We start from the raw sequence: 14,793 nt of genomic DNA on the forward strand, positions 1-14,793 counted from the left end.
TCCGACTGGAGTATGAAATGCGCCGGCATCTGACCGCCTTCGCCGCCATCGCCATGGCGGGAGGCCTGCTGTTTGTCCCACAGAGCGCGAACGCCGCCACGGCGCCGCAGACCGCGCCGCAAACCGCGGCCCTCGCGACTCCCCCACTCTCACCGCTGAAACTGACCGCCTACTACCCGCGCAGGGCATGGGCGGGTGACACGATCGTCTACACGCTCAAGAGCAGGAACGTGGGCGACTGGCCGACCGACATCGCCTACGTCGGAGGCTACGTCCCCAAGCAGGCCCGCAAGGTCCAGATCACCGGTCCCTCCGGCTCCTACTGCGAGGCCGACGGGCGCGAGGTCGGCTGTCTGCTCGACACTCTGAAGCCCGGCAGGACCGCGACCGTCAAGGTGAAGGTGTGGCTCAGGGGCAGCGCCAGGGGCACCGCGACGGCCGAGTTCGCCACGGCGTCGATCGACGTGCCCGCCGGTGGGATCGACACCCTGAACATCCACGGCATCGACTCGGGCGTCGACCTGAAGTACGTCAAGGTCAGGACCCGCATCCTGCGGTAGCCGCCCTCCAGGACCCGGAGCGCCCGGAGGCGGTGGGTGCCGATGTGCCGGTCGGTGCGGGACCCCGGCCCATTCGGTACGGCGACCGCGCCGGGCGCTCCGTTAAATAGCGCTTAATCCGCATAAATTTACTTTCCTAGTTGCCTGTGGTAAAACGCTGCGGACTTTAACGGGGACTATCGCAGCGTCCTCGTGCCCCTCAACTGGGAGACGTTTAATGCGCCACCCGATCGCCAAGATCGCATCTCTTGCCCTGGTCGCTCCGCTCGCGGGCACGATGCTGCTCGCCGCACCGGCTTCGGCGGCTCCCGCAAAGGCACCGGCGGGGGTCGTCAAGAAGGCCGACGACCCCTACTCCTCCTTCGCCATCACGGTCGTGGCCCCGAAGCAGGTCAAGGCTGGCGGAAAGATCACCTACAGAATCAAGGCAACGAACAAGGGCCCGTACCTCGCCGACTCGTACTGGATCGGCGGTGTGCTGCCCAAGGGCTCGAAGCTGACGCGGGTGTACGCCGACAAGGGCACCGAGTGCGGCGTCTACGATGACGGCTTCTGGTGCATCACGCCGAACGCGCTCGAGATCAACGACTATGACACCCTCGACCTCGTCGTGAAGCTGGACAGGAAGACCCGTGGCACCGCCACCGCCACCCTGGGTGTGGACACGGTCGACCTTCCGCAGGGCGCGGAGACTCTGAACCGCGATGAGTTCGAGCGCATGGGCATCAAGAGCTGGTACTTCGTGAAGAAGGTCAAGACCAAGATCGTGCGTTAGGACCCGTACACGGATCCGCGCCATGGCGAGGATCCGCGGAGGGCCGTCACGAGGAGCCCTCGTCCCCAGGGACGGGGGCTCCCCGCGTTCTGCGGAGTTCGGCCCTTGAGGTCCGCTTCTGGGCCTACAAAGCCTTCTGAGGGCCCCTGAGGAGCCCTTGAGAGGGGCCATCCGATCTTCTTGATTCGTAAAGAGATTGCGGGCAGCCACATATACGGCACGCCCGTCCACCGGGCAGGATTTCCCTCATGACCGTTTCCCGACACCGTGCGGCCCATGGCTGATCTCAGGGTCGTCCTGGCCGAGGACCACTATCTGGTGCGCGAGGGCACTCGCAGGCTGCTGGAGGCCTCCGGCGAGATCAGCGTGGTCGCGGCCGTGGGAACCGCCGACGAACTGCTGGACGCCGCCAGGCGGCTGCGTCCTGACGTGGTGGTGACCGACATCCGGATGCCCGGCTCCGCCGATCTCGTGCGCGCCGGAATGGAGGGCATCGACGCCGCGCATCGGATCAGGGCGGCCTCGCGGGACATCGGGGTGGTCGTGCTCTCCCAGTTCGCCGACGCGCTGTTCGCGCTGGACCTGTTCAGGGACGGCACTGAGGGCCGGGCGTACCTGCTCAAGGACCGGGTCGGCGACATCGACGAGCTGCTCGGCGCGATCCGCTCGGTGGCCGCGGGCGGGTCGGTGATCGACCCCAAGGTGGTCGAGGGCCTGCTGGCGAAACGTGGGGTCAGGGACAGCCCGCCGCCCGCCGAGCTGACCCCCCGGGAGCTGGACGTGCTGAGGGAGATGGCGCACGGCCTGTCGAACGGCGGCATCGCGCGCGCCCTGCATCTGTCGGTCTCCGCGATCGAGAAACACGTGAACTCGATCTTCATGAAGCTGGCGCTGGAGAACAGCCCCGACACCCATCGCAGGGTGGCGGCCGTCATCGCCTATCTCGGGCCGCGATGACCCGGTGCGGCGCTCACGCCGTGCCGGCGGCTCATTCCGCCGACCGAGACCCGTTTCCGGTCTGATCTTCCCTTCGGTACGGCCGCGCAGGTCAACGTCCTGCCAAGCGTTGGAACGGGTGCCCGTGTCGCGCCCTCTCCGCCAGGCCGTCAGGCGAATCTGCCCTTCAGCACCGGTGCCGCCTCCGCGGCCCGGTGAGCCAGGACAGTTCACCCCTCCAGGAGAGGAAGTCGATGATGAGGCACATCCGACGGATGTGTTACCCGGTCGCCGCACTCGCGATGCTGACCGGGCCGCTGACCTTGCTCAGCGCCACCCCTGCCGACGCCGCGTACGGCGGTGCCGTACAGGCCGCTCCGTTCGGCGCGCTCCCGCTCGCCGACCCCGCCCCCGCCTCGTGCCCCCAGCGGGTGGCGCTGGTCAACGGCGGTTTCGAGCGGCCGGCCGTCACCGGCGGATCGGTCGGGTTCTTTCCCGACGCCTCGCAGAACGGCGTGCCGGGCTGGCTGACGACCGCGACAGACCACCAGATCGAGCTCTGGACGGCACCGCCCAACCCGACCAACACCCCGCCCGCCGAGGGCAGGCAGTTCGCCGAGCTGAACGCCAACCAGGTCTCGACGCTCTACCAGGACCATCCGACCACGCCGGGGGCGACGCTGTACTGGCGGCTTTCGCACCGTGGCCGCCTGGGCGTCGACACGATGGCCCTGGAGATCGGCGCGCCCGGTTCGCCGGTCCGGCAGCGGACGGTGTCCGACGGCACCGCGAGCTGGGGCACCTACACCGGCACCTACACGGTACCCGCAGGGCAGACGATCACCCGGTTCTCCTTCCGCTCCATCTCTGCAGCAGGAGGCAACCGGGGCATCGGCAACTTCCTCGACGACGTCTTCTTCGGCACCGCGCCCTGCGTCGTCGTCACCAAGACCGCGTCCCCCGACGGTCCGGTCGACGTCGGGGACGTGGTCACCTACCGGCTGACCGCCAGGAACGAGGGGGGCGCGCCCGCGGAGAACGTCAAGCTCACCGACGCCGTCCCGGCCGGGACCTCCTACGTCCCCGGCTCGCTGCGCGTCGTGGACGGCCCGAACACCGGGGACAAGACCGACCAGCCCGGCGACGACCAGGGAAGCTTCGACCCCGCGGCGAACGAGGTCTCCTTCCTGCTGGGCGATGGCGCGACCGGCTCGGCACCGGGCACGCTGCCCAACACCGACGGCCTGCCCAACGGCACCACGGTCGAGTTCCAGGTGAAGGTGGACCGGGCCGCGGCGGGTGGCCAGATCATCAACCGGGGCAGCGTCGGCTACGAGAACCGTCTCGGCGAGACCCCGGAACCACTGACCTCGACCTCCGGTGACACGACCACCAAGGTCAACCCCGCCGTCGACCTGAGCGTGATCAAGTCCGCCGACCAGATCAGGGCCGTCGTCGGCCAGACCGTCACCTACCGCGTCTCCGTCCGCAACGCGGGACCCAACGACGCCACCGGCGTCACCGTCCAGGACGCGCTGCCGCCAGGGCTGACCTTCGTCTCCGCGACGCCCTCCGCAGGCGCCTACGACCCGGCGACCGGCATATGGACGGTCGGCGGGCTGCCCAAGGGTGCCGCCGCGACCCTGACGATCCACGCCAAGGCCACGGCGACCGGCAGGACGACCAACACCGCGATCGTTCGCGGAACCGAGAAGGATCTTGACCCGGCGAACGACTTGGACGCCGTCGAAGTCTGTGTCAAGCTCCCGCCGCCATGCCGGAGCTGCGCCCCGGATCGGTGCGCCGCCTGCACGCCGCCGACGGGGCAGCGAGCCGAAGGGTGATCCCGGACCGGCCGGTCGGCGTGTGGCCTCGCGCCTCCCGGCGACCGGCCGGTGCCGGCCGTCAGTGGCGGGCTCGCTGTCCGGCGAGCTGTCCCTCGAATCCGGAGACCATGGCGAGCAGGCCCGTCTCGAACCACCGGTCGTAGAACGCGGTCGCGTCAGGATCGGCGACCGGTGCGGGCCCCTCCGTCCCCGGCGGGGTGCCGACCTGGGCCAGGGCGTGACCGAGGACGTAGACGGCGACGGACTGAATGACCGTCAGGGCGTCCTGATGGGAGACACCCGAGGCGGCGAAGCGGTCCAGCAGCCCGGTCAGCAGGGCGAGACCGGTTTCGGTGTCGACGGGGTGGGTCGCCAGCAGCGGTACGGCGTGCGGGTGGGCGAGCAGCATCCCGCGGTAGGCGGCGGCGAAGCGGGGCAGCGCCTCGGGCCACGGGCCCGTCACCTCAAGCTCGACCACGGCCTCGGAGAAGAGATGGGTGACGACCTCGGCCAGCAGGGCGTCACGGTTGGGGATGTGCCGGTACAGGGACATCGCCGCGACGCCCAGTTGCGCGCCGAGGCGGCGCATGGTCAGGGCCTCAAGTCCCTCGGCGTCCAGGACCTCGACAGCCGCGGCGACGATGCGCTCGGGGGTGAGCGTGGCGGGTCTCCCTCCACGGCCGCTCCCCTGGCTCCGGCGACGGGCTGGCTGGGTCATGTGGTCAGGGTAGCGGCGAGCATGGTGGCCAGCGTGGTGGCCAGCGTGGTGGCCAGCATCACCACGGACAGGACCCCGACCACCATGTGCTGGACGTCGATGACGACGTCACGGCCCTCGGTCGGCAGGATCTTCAGGGTGCGGGCGTAGTCGGTCCGGTACAGCTCCCGCTGGGCGGCGGAGCTGACGCCGAAGTAGGGCAGCCACCAGCTCTGCACGTGACCGGCGATGATCAGGCAGCAGACGGCGGTGGCCGTGATCAGCGACCAGGTCTGGTGCAGGGCGACGCCTCCGGCGACGAGCAGGGGGATCGGGTAGTTCATCGACGCCGCTATCACCCGGTGACGGAGGTTGCCCGGCGTCAGGTCGTTGAGCGGGAACATCGGCACCCATTCGGTCAGGATCAGCCAGGCGAGCCAGACGAGCGGAACGATGATCGCGACAGTGGTCAAGGTGCACTCCCTTGGTTTCCGCACACTCAGTTTGCGTACATCGTAAGCTTACGATGTACGCAAACTGAGTGCAAGAGTGGACATGGCCGGGCACCCAAGCTCGCCAGATCGGGTACGGCCCACCCGAGGGCGGCGGGAGGGTCCAGCCGGAACGGTCTTCACCGGCGGGGCGGATGACGTGAAACCGCGAAATACAACCGCCTTACCAGGTATGTCCGAGACAGAGCATCAGACGTACCATCGACGCGGTGATGCGACTTGACTGATCTAGTGGTAATTCCCAACTTTTGCGGCAAACAGGCGTTGAACGCCTGGCTAGCAGGGCATGACATCGGGGTACTCCTGCAGGGGCCCGACCCCGACAGCCCACAACCGGTCATGAACGGCATCGTGGTGGCGCAGGAACCGCCTCCGGGAAGCCGGGTCAAGCGGTGGGGAACGGTAACCGTCTGGGTCCGTCATGACGGCGGGGGAAGCGGTGTCCGCGAACCGCGCCGCCCCGCGCCGCCATTCGGAGCGCTCAGGACCGAGCTCCCCGGGGAGCCCGCTTAAATCCCGCCCCAACGACTCCGGGGCGCCGCTCGACGTCCTCTCCCGGCACCCCCGCGGGCCGTTTCCCCGCGGCCTCCCCTTCCGGCTCCCCCCTGTGGCACCGCTCGGGCACTCGCACGCGGGGAGCCGGGTCACGAACCGCCGGGGTCAGGCGGCCACCCGAGCGCCGTGGACGCTCGGGGCGATCACCACGGAGGCGATCGAGGACTCCGCCGCCCACGCGAGCGATCTGCGGTCGCGGGCCTGGACGGGTGGAAGCAGCGTCACCTCGACGGTCAGCCGCCGGAGCCCGGCGACCCTGCGGATCGAGGCGACCAACGCGTCGTCACCGACGTAGGCGGCCTCGGCCGCCGGGACCCCGTCAGGCCCCAGATATCTCACCGCGACCGGCCTGACCGGGGCCCCCGCGTCCAGCGCCGACTGGAACACCGCGCGCCTGAACGCCCCCATCTCCCTGCCGCACCAGGTGATGCCCTCGGGGAAGGCCGCCACCGCCTCGCCGTCGCCGAGCGCCCTGGTGATCCCGGCGACCGCCTCGGGAAGCGTCGACAACCGGTCCCTGTCGATGAACAGCGCGCCCGCGCCCGCGGCCATCGCGCCGATCAGCGGCCAGTTCCCCACCTCGCGCCTGGTCACAGGGCGGCACGGCAGAACGGCCATCATGACGAGCGGGTCCAGCCAGGACACGTGGTTGGACACGATCAGCGGGGCCGCCTTGGATCCGGGCAGGGCCCGCAGTCCGGCGGCGGATCCCCCGAGGAAGGCGAAGCCGTGCCGTACCTCGACCCGGACGCCGAGGGTTCTCAGCGCGACCCGGGACCACGTGCTCGCCAGCCGGAGGCGGGCGGCCGTACCGAACCCGCGGGTGAGCAGGGCGAGCATCGCCCCGATGAGGATGACCAGCGAGATCCCCGCGAGCCGCAGAGCCTTGAGCGGTCCGCTGACCGTGGGGCCCGCAGGCGTGAGACAGGTGGCGGCCCCGCACGGCGCCTCGGGGGCCCACGGGGTCATGCCGGGGCTCCCAGGAAGTGCCGCAGGTAGCGCGGGTCCAGGTTCGCCATCGAGAGCAGCACGAAGAAGTCCGCGGTGCCGAGGTCGGGGTTGTGCGCGGGCGGTCCGCAGACCCAGGCGCCCAGCCGGGTGTAGCCCCTGAGCGGGGCGGGGATCGGCCTGCGGCCCTTCCCGGCCGAGCCTCGGCCGGCACGCCACGGCAGGCGCGGGGTGACGCGGTACTCCGGCGGGGAGAGCGGCAGCCGGTCCATGACTCCGGCGGCGTCGGCGGCCGGAACCGAGCAGCACCCCGCGACCCACCGGTACCCTCCCGCGACCATGTAGCGCGCGATGGCCGTCCACATCAGCCCGATCACCGCGCCACACCGGTGGTCGGCGTGCACGCAGGCCCTGGCCGCCTCGACCATGCTCGCCCTGACCCCGGCCAGCGCGCCGAGGTCGAAGCCGGAGTCGGCGTGGAGGCGGTCGGCCCTTCGGGGGGAAAGCAGCCGGTAGGTGCCGACGACCTCGCCCGTCTCGCCGTGCCGTACGAGGAGGTGGTCGCAGTAGGCGTCGAGCGGGTCGACGTCGAGGCCGGTGATAGGGGTGTCCAGCCGAGCGCCCATCTCCTCGGCGAACACCCGATGACGCAGGCGCTGGGCCTCCCGCATGTCGGCCGCGGTACTGGCCAGCCCGACGATATAGCGAGCGACCCGCTGCTCTGCGGGGATGGTCGTCATGACCACATGAAGCCAGGTTCAGGTGACGCCGAACGGGAGGTCACCGCGAACTTCAGGCGTCCGGATGATGAACCGCATTCACGATCGTTTCCGGGGCCAAGTAGCGTAGATACCGATGAACCAGCGCACGCTTCTGATCACATTGTCCGGCCCGGACCGCCCGGGGGTTACCTCGCGGCTTTTCTCCGTCCTGTCCGGCTTTCCCGTCGTCGTCGTCGACGTCGAGCAGGTCGTCATCCGCGGCAGGCTCACCCTGGGCGTCCTCGTCGCCTACGCGGGCGACACCCCGACCGGGACCGGCGGCACCCTCGGCGCCCTCTGGACCGCCGTCGAGCGGACCGCGGGGGACCTGGGCCTGGAGGTCGAGCTGTCCACCGGCTCGGACCTGCAGGAGAAGCGGCGACGCGGACGACTGCACGTCACCGTCCTCGGATCGCCCCTGCAGCCCGCCGCGATGGCCGGCATCGCGGGCCGGATCGCGGCGGCGGGCGCCAACATCGACCGGATCGAACGGCTGTCCAACTACCCGGTGACCTGCTTCGAGCTGGCCGTCTCCGGCGCGGACCCCGACACGCTCCGCGCCGAGCTGGCCACCGAGGCGTACGCCCAGCAGGTGGACGTCGCCGTGCAGCGCAGCGGCCTGCACCGCAGGGCCAAGCGGCTGATCGTGATGGACGTCGATTCCACGCTCATCCAGGCCGAAGTGATCGAACTGCTGGCCGCGCACGCGGGCTGCCTGGAGGAGGTCGCCCGGGTCACCGAGGAGGCGATGCGCGGCGAGCTCGACTTCGCCGAGTCGCTGCGCCGCCGGGTCGCGCTGCTGAAGGGCCTGAGCGAGGAGACCTTCGAGAAGGTCCGCAAGGAGCTCGTGCTCACCCCGGGCGCCCGCACGCTGGTGCGCACGCTCAAGCGGCTCGACTACCGCTTCGCGATCGTCAGCGGCGGGTTCACCCAGCTCACCGACGCCCTCGTCGAGGAACTCGGGATCGACTACTCCGCGGCCAACACCCTGGAGGTCGTGGACGGCGTGCTCACCGGGCGGGTCGTCGGCGAGATCGTCGACCGTCCCGGCAAGGCGCGGGCGCTTGAGCGCTTCGCGCGAGAGGCGGGCATACCGATCAGCCAGACCGTGGCCATCGGCGACGGCGCCAACGACCTCGACATGATCGCGGCGGCCGGTCTGGGCATCGCGTTCAATGCCAAGCCGGTGGTTCGCAAGGCGGCGGACACCGCGGTCAACGTGCCCTACCTCGACGCGATCCTCTATCTGCTCGGCATCCCGCGCGCCGAGGTCGAGGCCGCGGACGCCGAGGACGGCGTCACGGTCGTGGAACGCCGCTGAGCCTGAGGCCGGGAAGCCGGGCACCGCGCCGGTTCCGGGGCATCCGCGGGTTTCAGCGGCGTGGAGCGGTGAGCGAGGCCAGCCTGAGCGCCTCGGCGCTCAGGCCCTTCAGGGCGGGTTGCGCGGCGGCGGCGTGCCTGATCCCCCGCCGCACCTCGGTCATCTGGTCGGCCGCCCCCTCGGCGACCTCGTCAAGACGCCGCGCGGCCAGCAGGTCCACGTGCGCGCCCAGCTCGTCGAGCACCCGGTCCAGGTCGTCCGCCCGCGCCTGCGGCCGTCCCGTCCTGACCGCATCCGCGACGTTCTCGAGGCGGTCGGCGACCATGTCGAGGACCGTCGCCGCCGGCCCCGACTCCTCGACCGGTTCCGGTACGGCCAGCAGCACCCGCGCGTTGTCCCGCAGCCTCCTGGCGGCCGTCACCGCGTCCCTGAGCCGCTGCGGCGCGCTGCCGCCCGGCTCCTTGTCCAGCCAGTCAAGAGAGTTCGAGAGCCTGACCGCGGCGTCGCCCGCGGCGGAGATCCCGGCGCGGACCTCCGCGGGGTCCGGGTCGATCAGCGACCGTGCCAGCGCGGCGTGCCGTTCGAGGGTGTCGACGATCCTGGCGGTCAGCCGGGCCCGGTGCCCCCTCGGCCAGAGCATCCTGGAGAAGGCCAGCGCCAGCGCCCCGCCCGCGACCGTGAGGGTCACCCGTGCCGCCGCCGCGCCCCAGTCGAGCGGCGTGGCGAAGTCGGACAGCATCAGCGACAGCGGGGTTGAGAAGATCATCCAGTAGCCGTAGCTCGCCCCCTTGAACGCGAACCCCAGCACCGCGCAGGCCCCGATGAACACGATCAGGTACACGTGGCCCGGCGCGATCGCCAGCACGACGGCCGCCCCCGCGGCGCCGACCGCGGTGCCGAGCACCCGCAGCGTCACCCGGTCGACCGTGTCCCGGTAGGCGGGGCGGAGGCTGACAAGCACGGTCACCACGAACCACTTGGCGTAGCGCTCGTGGGCCAGCAGCATCAGCGCCATGGCCAGGGTCACCGCCAGGCCGAGCCGTAGGGGGTGGTAGCCGGTCGAGAACATCGGCTTGCGCGGCCTGCCGAACCTGGGCAGGCGCGGCCCGACCTCGACCGCCTCGACCGCCTGCTGCGAGATCGACCGCGCGGCCGTGCCGAGCCGGTCAAGGCACCGGCGGACCTGCGCGAGCAGTACGGCCGCGGGCAGCGGCGCCTCCCCCGCGTGAGCCGCCCTGCGGGCGAGCTCGGCCCGGTCGGCGAACCGTCCGGCGGCGTCCATGGCCTCGGGCACCGCCGCGGAGCCACCGAGCGCGACCGCCTCCCGCAACGCCCGGGCCAAAGCCTCGACCGCCCCGTCCAGCTCCTCCGTCCACCCGGTGTCCAGATCCGCCTGCACGGCTGCCGCCCGCAGCACCCGCAGCGCGACGGTCTCGGTGAAGACGCGGTCCAGCGTGGCCAGCAACCGTTCCAGGGCCCTGTCGTCCTCCTGCGAAACCCGGTAGAGGGAGAACGCCCTGGCCGCGTGGTCCTTGGCCGTGACGACCCGCCGTCGTAGCGACTCCCAGCTCTCGTCGGAGAGCGGGGCACGGCCCGCGGCGACGAGCAGGTCGGCGAGCGCCGCACCGACCTCTTCGAAGGCCTCGCGGAGCGGCTGGAGACGGCGCACCGGCCAGAGCGCCACGAGCAGCGCCGTGGCCAGCAGGCCGCCCGCCGCGGCGATCTCCATGTGGACGAGCGGGCCGGTACTGGAAGGGGCAAAGTAAGTCAGGGTCACGGCGAGCACGGAGGGAACGCTGATCACCGGCCAGTAGGCTCCCGCCGCGGCGACCAGGCCGACCACGACGACCGCGAGCCAGGGCCACGGCTGGATGAGCTGTCCCAGGCCCGTCCCGAGCGTGACCATGAACGCGGTGAGGAGCAGCTTGCGTGCCCGCTCGCCGTACGGCAGGCCGGGAGCGTCGCCGAAGACGGTGAGGTAGCCTCCCAGGGCCATCACGGCACCCTCGCGGACATGACCGGTGACGACCCCGGCCACCAGGGGCAGGCAGATGCCCAGCGCGCACAGCAGGCCGTACCCCCACGCGGGATGGGCGGCGATCGCGAAGTCGCCGCGCAGCGCCCCGGCGATTCTCCGCATGCCGCCCCCCGAGATCGGCCCCCGCGGGAGGGCGTGGTGTCCCCACCCGCGGGCGCTCAGTGCTCCTTCGGACTCCAGCGCGCGACGGCCCGCCCGACGTCGAGGTCGGCCCACTCGGCGTCGGTCTCGATGACCGCGAACGCGCCCGGTGGGAAGCCCGGGTCGCCGTCCCTTGTGGTGAGGTGCTGGACCAGCTCGTGAACGCCGGGGTTGTGGCCGACCAGGATCAGCGTGCGGACCTCGGGATCGCTCTGCCGGACGAGCGTGAGCAACTCGTCGGCGTATGCCTCGTAGATGCCGGGCTCGAAGGTGATGTCCGCGCCCGGCAGGGCCAGCTCGGCGGTCTGCCTGGTGCGGGTCGACGGTGAGCAGAGCACCAGGTCGGGCCGGAGATCCATGCCCGTGAGCGTCTCGGCGACCCGGTGGGCGTCGCGGCGTCCACGGTCGGTGAGGGGACGCTCTCTGTCGGCGAGCCCCGGGATGTGCACTGCCTTCGCGTGCCTGAGGATGATCAGCGTGCGCGTTCCCATCTGGCTCACCTCGCCGCCCACATCGCGGCGCCCACGATCACCGCGAACACCACGGCCATCGCCAGCAGGATGAATACGAGCGTTCTGCCTCCAGAAGGCTGCTGTTCCATACGGGCAAGTTTCCCATCGGGGTGCTCCGCACACGCGAAAGGGGTGCACGACCCCGTGCACCCCTCGCGTCAAACCTTCCTCGGCCGCTCCCGGCCGTTCGCTCGACAGGCCCGGCTCCTCGCGTGACCGGGCCGATGCTGTCCGCCCAACCGAGCCGGCACCATCCACCCAACCGGGCCTGCACCGTTCGCCCAACCGGGCCTGAACCGTCCGCCCAACCAGGCCTGAACCGTCCGCCCAACCGGGCCGACACCGTCCGCGCGGCTGCGTCCTGAAGCCCGGATCCGGCCGTTGACCTGGCCGGATCCGGGCTCCTCACTCAGCTGACGACCGGCTCCCGCGCGCGGTCCACATGGTTCTCCTCGGTCGGGGAGATGCTCGCCGAGCGGCGCTTGGAGACCACCACCGCGCCGATGACGATGACCACCGCGACCACGGCGAGCCCGGCCCGCAGGACCGCGTTGTCGGCGTAGGTCACGACGGCCGGAGCGATCAGCAGCGCGACCAGGTTCATCACCTTGAGAAGCGGGTTGATCGCCGGTCCCGCGGTGTCCTTGAACGGGTCGCCGACGGTGTCGCCGATGATGGTGGCCTCGTGAGCGGACGAGCCCTTGCCGCCGTGGTGGCCATCCTCCACCAGTTTCTTGGCGTTGTCCCAGGCACCACCCGAGTTGGCCAGGAACACCGCCATCAGCGTGCCGCACGCGATGGCACCCGCCAGGAAGGCGCCGAGCGAGGCGTACCCGAGGGCGAAACCGACGGCGATCGGGGTGAGCACGGCCAGCAGGCCCGGGGTGGCCAGCTCCCGCAGCGAGTCGCGGGTGCAGATGTCCACGACCCTGCCGTAGTCGGGCAGCTCGGTACCCGCCATGATCCCCGGCTTGGTGCGGAACTGCTCGCGGACCTCAAAGACCACCCGTCCCGCGGCCCGGCCGACCGCCATGATGGCCAGGCCGGAGAACATGAACACCACCGCCGCGCCAATGACCAGCCCGACAAGCACGTTCGGGGAGTCGACGCTCAGGCTGAACTCGCTGAACGAGCCCAGCGCGGCCTTGACGCCGTCGGTCGCCCTGCTGAGCTGGGTCTCGATCGCGGTCCTGAACGCGCCGAACAGCGCCGTCGCGGCGAGTACAGCGGTCGCGATCGCGATGCCCTTGGTGATGGCCTTGGTGGTGTTGCCGACGGCGTCGAGCGACGTCAGCACCCTGGCCCCCTCGCCCTCGACGTCGCCGGACATCTCGGCGATGCCCTGGGCGTTGTCGGAGACCGGGCCGAAGGTGTCCATCGACACGATCACGCCGACCGTGGTCAGCAGGCCGGTGCCCGCCAGCGCCACGGCGAACAGGGCGATGGTGACGTTGCCGAAGCCGAGCAGGAACGCACCGTAGACGGCGGCGCCGATGACCAGCGCCGAGTAGACCGCCGACTCCAGGCCGACGCTGATGCCGGACAGGATGACGGTCGCGGGACCGGTGCGGGCGCTCTCGCCGATGTCCTTGACCGGACGCCGGTTGGTCTCGGTGAAGTAGCCGGTGAGGATCTGGATGGCGCTCGCCAGCACCAGGCCGATGAGCACCGCGCCGATGGCGATCAGCCGGGGGTCGGTGGTGACCTTGGCGATCTCCGAGTCGACCCCGGTCAGCTTGGAGAAGCTGTCGGGCAGGTAGAGGAAGGCGGCTCCGGCGACGAGGATCGCCGAAATGATCGCTGAGATGAAGAAGCCGCGGTTGATCGCCGCCATCCCGGACCGATCCCCGCTTCGCGGGGCGGTGGCGAAAATACCGATGATCGCCGTGATCACACCGACCATTGGCACGACCAACGGGAACACCAGGCCCTCGACGCCGAAGGCCACCTTGCCCAGGATGAGGCTGGCCACCAGCATGACCGCGTAGGACTCGAACAGGTCAGCCGCCATGCCCGCGCAGTCGCCGACGTTGTCGCCGACGTTGTCGGCGATGGTCGCGGCGTTGCGCGGGTCGTCCTCCGGGATGCCCTGCTCGACCTTGCCGACCAGGTCGGCTCCGACGTCGGCCGCCTTGGTGAAGATGCCGCCGCCGACCCGCATGAACATGGCGAGCAGCGCGGCGCCGAAGCCGAAGCCCTCCAGCACGGCCGGAGCCTCACCGCCGTAGATGATCACGACGATGGCGGCGCCGAGCAGGCCAAGCCCGACGGTGATCATGCCGGCCACGCCACCGGTGCGGAAGGCGATCCGCATCGCCACCTTCTCGCCCGACTCACGGGCGGCGGCGGCGACGCGGACGTTCCCCCGAACCGCGAGCCACATGCCGATGAAACCGGTGAGCGCGGAGAACAGCGCACCGATCACGAAGAAAGCCGAGCGGCCGAGGGCCACACCGGTCGACTCGGCGGGGAGCAGGTAGAGCAGGAAAGGGATAAGGATCACGAACACCGCGAGCGTCCTGAACTGCCGCGTCAAGTACGCGGAAGCTCCTTCTTGTACGGCTCGCGCGATGTTCTGCATTCGCTCGGTGCCTTGACTGGCGGCAAGCACTTCCCTGACCAGCACGGCCGCGACGGCAAGTGCTATCAGGGCCACTACGGCCACCGCGATCACGATGTTGAAATGGGAACCGCTCAGGGAAACCGCTGGCTCTCTGGCAGCGGCGAGATCGAGCACAGACATCCGACTCTCCTCGGCAAGACGGGAACACGTCCTGCCCGGACTGCGCCGCGGTAGGTGATCGGCAAATGGAGCGGCACACGTCCGGGGTGGTTGGCAGTGCCGCTTCCGGTTGCGTCCGCAGACCTCCCGCGGAACCCAGCCCGCCTGCGGGCCGCTTCCGAAGGACAAACCTTGGCCGGTGCGGGGAGTCTACGCAGCGAGGACTCCGATATGAAGCCTCTGCGCGTGACCATTTAATGACAGGGCCAGTAATCCTTCTCGACTCCCTCGATTAAAGGGAGGAGCAAACCAGGGCGCGAGGTACCTTCACCAGGGTTTCCACCTGTTTCGGCCCGTACATATCAAAATTATGTTTGACCGAAACCACGGGCCAGTCCACGACCAGTGCCTCCAGGGTCATCTCCCTGCGCAGGTCGCGGTGGAACTGCGCCCAGCCCTCCGCGACCATGTCCGGGACGTGCAGATAGC

General features: G+C 70.4%; 14 protein-coding genes. 6 read left to right on the forward strand and 8 right to left on the reverse strand.

Annotated features, from left to right (window positions below):
* Positions 1-17 precede the first annotated feature (17 nt).
* From AB0395_RS31050 to AB0395_RS31065, 4 genes are all read left to right on the forward strand, one after another.
* Positions 18-560, forward strand: coding sequence for a hypothetical protein (locus AB0395_RS31050; protein ID WP_366287203.1), 543 nt, complete (start codon positions 18-20; stop codon positions 558-560).
* Positions 561-777: 217 nt separating this feature from the next.
* Positions 778-1,335 (forward strand): hypothetical protein, encoded by a 558-nt coding sequence (locus tag AB0395_RS31055; RefSeq protein WP_366287205.1) that lies wholly within the window; start codon positions 778-780, stop codon positions 1,333-1,335.
* A gap of 276 nt (positions 1,336-1,611) precedes the next feature.
* Positions 1,612-2,292 carry a response regulator transcription factor gene (locus AB0395_RS31060; RefSeq protein ID WP_366287207.1) on the forward strand — a complete coding sequence of 227 codons (681 nt, stop codon included), beginning with the start codon at positions 1,612-1,614 and terminating at the stop codon, positions 2,290-2,292.
* A 233-nt stretch (positions 2,293-2,525) separates the two neighbouring features.
* Positions 2,526-4,115: a hypothetical protein gene (locus AB0395_RS31065; RefSeq protein ID WP_366287209.1), complete on the forward strand. Its 1,590-nt coding sequence runs from the start codon at positions 2,526-2,528 to the stop codon at positions 4,113-4,115.
* Between the two features lie 61 nt (positions 4,116-4,176).
* Here AB0395_RS31065 and AB0395_RS31070 read toward each other — a convergent pair whose 3' ends face one another.
* Both AB0395_RS31070 and AB0395_RS31075 read right to left on the reverse strand, forming a co-directional pair.
* Positions 4,177-4,815 (reverse strand): TetR/AcrR family transcriptional regulator C-terminal domain-containing protein, encoded by a 639-nt coding sequence (locus AB0395_RS31070; protein WP_366287211.1) that lies wholly within the window; start codon positions 4,813-4,815, stop codon positions 4,177-4,179.
* The gene (locus AB0395_RS31075) at positions 4,812-5,267 is read right to left on the reverse strand and encodes a hypothetical protein (protein ID WP_366287213.1); all 456 of its coding nucleotides are present in this window, start codon (positions 5,265-5,267) and stop codon (positions 4,812-4,814) included. The genes AB0395_RS31070 and AB0395_RS31075 overlap by 4 nt, the downstream gene beginning before the upstream one ends.
* A gap of 270 nt (positions 5,268-5,537) precedes the next feature.
* Here AB0395_RS31075 and AB0395_RS31080 point away from each other — a divergent pair, with 270 nt between their 5' ends.
* A complete protein-coding gene (locus AB0395_RS31080) occupies positions 5,538-5,819 on the forward strand; it encodes a PASTA domain-containing protein (protein WP_366287215.1) in 282 nt (93 codons plus the stop codon).
* A gap of 147 nt (positions 5,820-5,966) precedes the next feature.
* On the opposite strand, the gene AB0395_RS31085 is transcribed toward AB0395_RS31080, so the two are convergent.
* Both AB0395_RS31085 and AB0395_RS31090 read right to left on the reverse strand, forming a co-directional pair.
* Positions 5,967-6,830, reverse strand: coding sequence for a lysophospholipid acyltransferase family protein (locus AB0395_RS31085; RefSeq protein WP_366287216.1), 864 nt, complete (start codon positions 6,828-6,830; stop codon positions 5,967-5,969).
* The gene (locus AB0395_RS31090; RefSeq protein ID WP_366287218.1) at positions 6,827-7,549 is read right to left on the reverse strand and encodes a GNAT family N-acyltransferase; all 723 of its coding nucleotides are present in this window, start codon (positions 7,547-7,549) and stop codon (positions 6,827-6,829) included. The genes AB0395_RS31085 and AB0395_RS31090 overlap by 4 nt, the downstream gene beginning before the upstream one ends.
* Before the next feature lie 115 nt (positions 7,550-7,664).
* Here AB0395_RS31090 and serB point away from each other — a divergent pair, with 115 nt between their 5' ends.
* On the forward strand, positions 7,665-8,891 hold the full coding sequence (gene serB, locus AB0395_RS31095; protein ID WP_366287220.1) for a phosphoserine phosphatase SerB: 1,227 nt from the start codon (positions 7,665-7,667) through the stop codon (positions 8,889-8,891).
* A 52-nt stretch (positions 8,892-8,943) separates the two neighbouring features.
* Here the strand turns inward: serB and AB0395_RS31100 are convergent, their stop codons facing one another.
* From AB0395_RS31100 to AB0395_RS31115, 4 genes are all read right to left on the reverse strand, one after another.
* Entirely contained in the window at positions 8,944-11,031 is a 2,088-nt protein-coding gene (locus tag AB0395_RS31100) for an FUSC family protein (RefSeq protein WP_366287222.1), read from the reverse strand.
* Between the two features lie 56 nt (positions 11,032-11,087).
* On the reverse strand, positions 11,088-11,561 hold the full coding sequence (locus AB0395_RS31105) for a histidine phosphatase family protein (RefSeq protein WP_366287224.1): 474 nt from the start codon (positions 11,559-11,561) through the stop codon (positions 11,088-11,090).
* A gap of 430 nt (positions 11,562-11,991) precedes the next feature.
* On the reverse strand, positions 11,992-14,325 hold the full coding sequence (locus tag AB0395_RS31110; RefSeq protein WP_366287226.1) for a sodium-translocating pyrophosphatase: 2,334 nt from the start codon (positions 14,323-14,325) through the stop codon (positions 11,992-11,994).
* Between the two features lie 271 nt (positions 14,326-14,596).
* A partial coding sequence (locus AB0395_RS31115; RefSeq protein WP_366287228.1) for a hypothetical protein occupies positions 14,597-14,793 on the reverse strand: 197 nt, incomplete at its 5' end.

Source organism: Streptosporangium sp. NPDC051023 (assembly GCF_040689595.1).
Taxonomy (GTDB): Bacteria; Actinomycetota; Actinomycetes; order Streptosporangiales; family Streptosporangiaceae; genus Streptosporangium.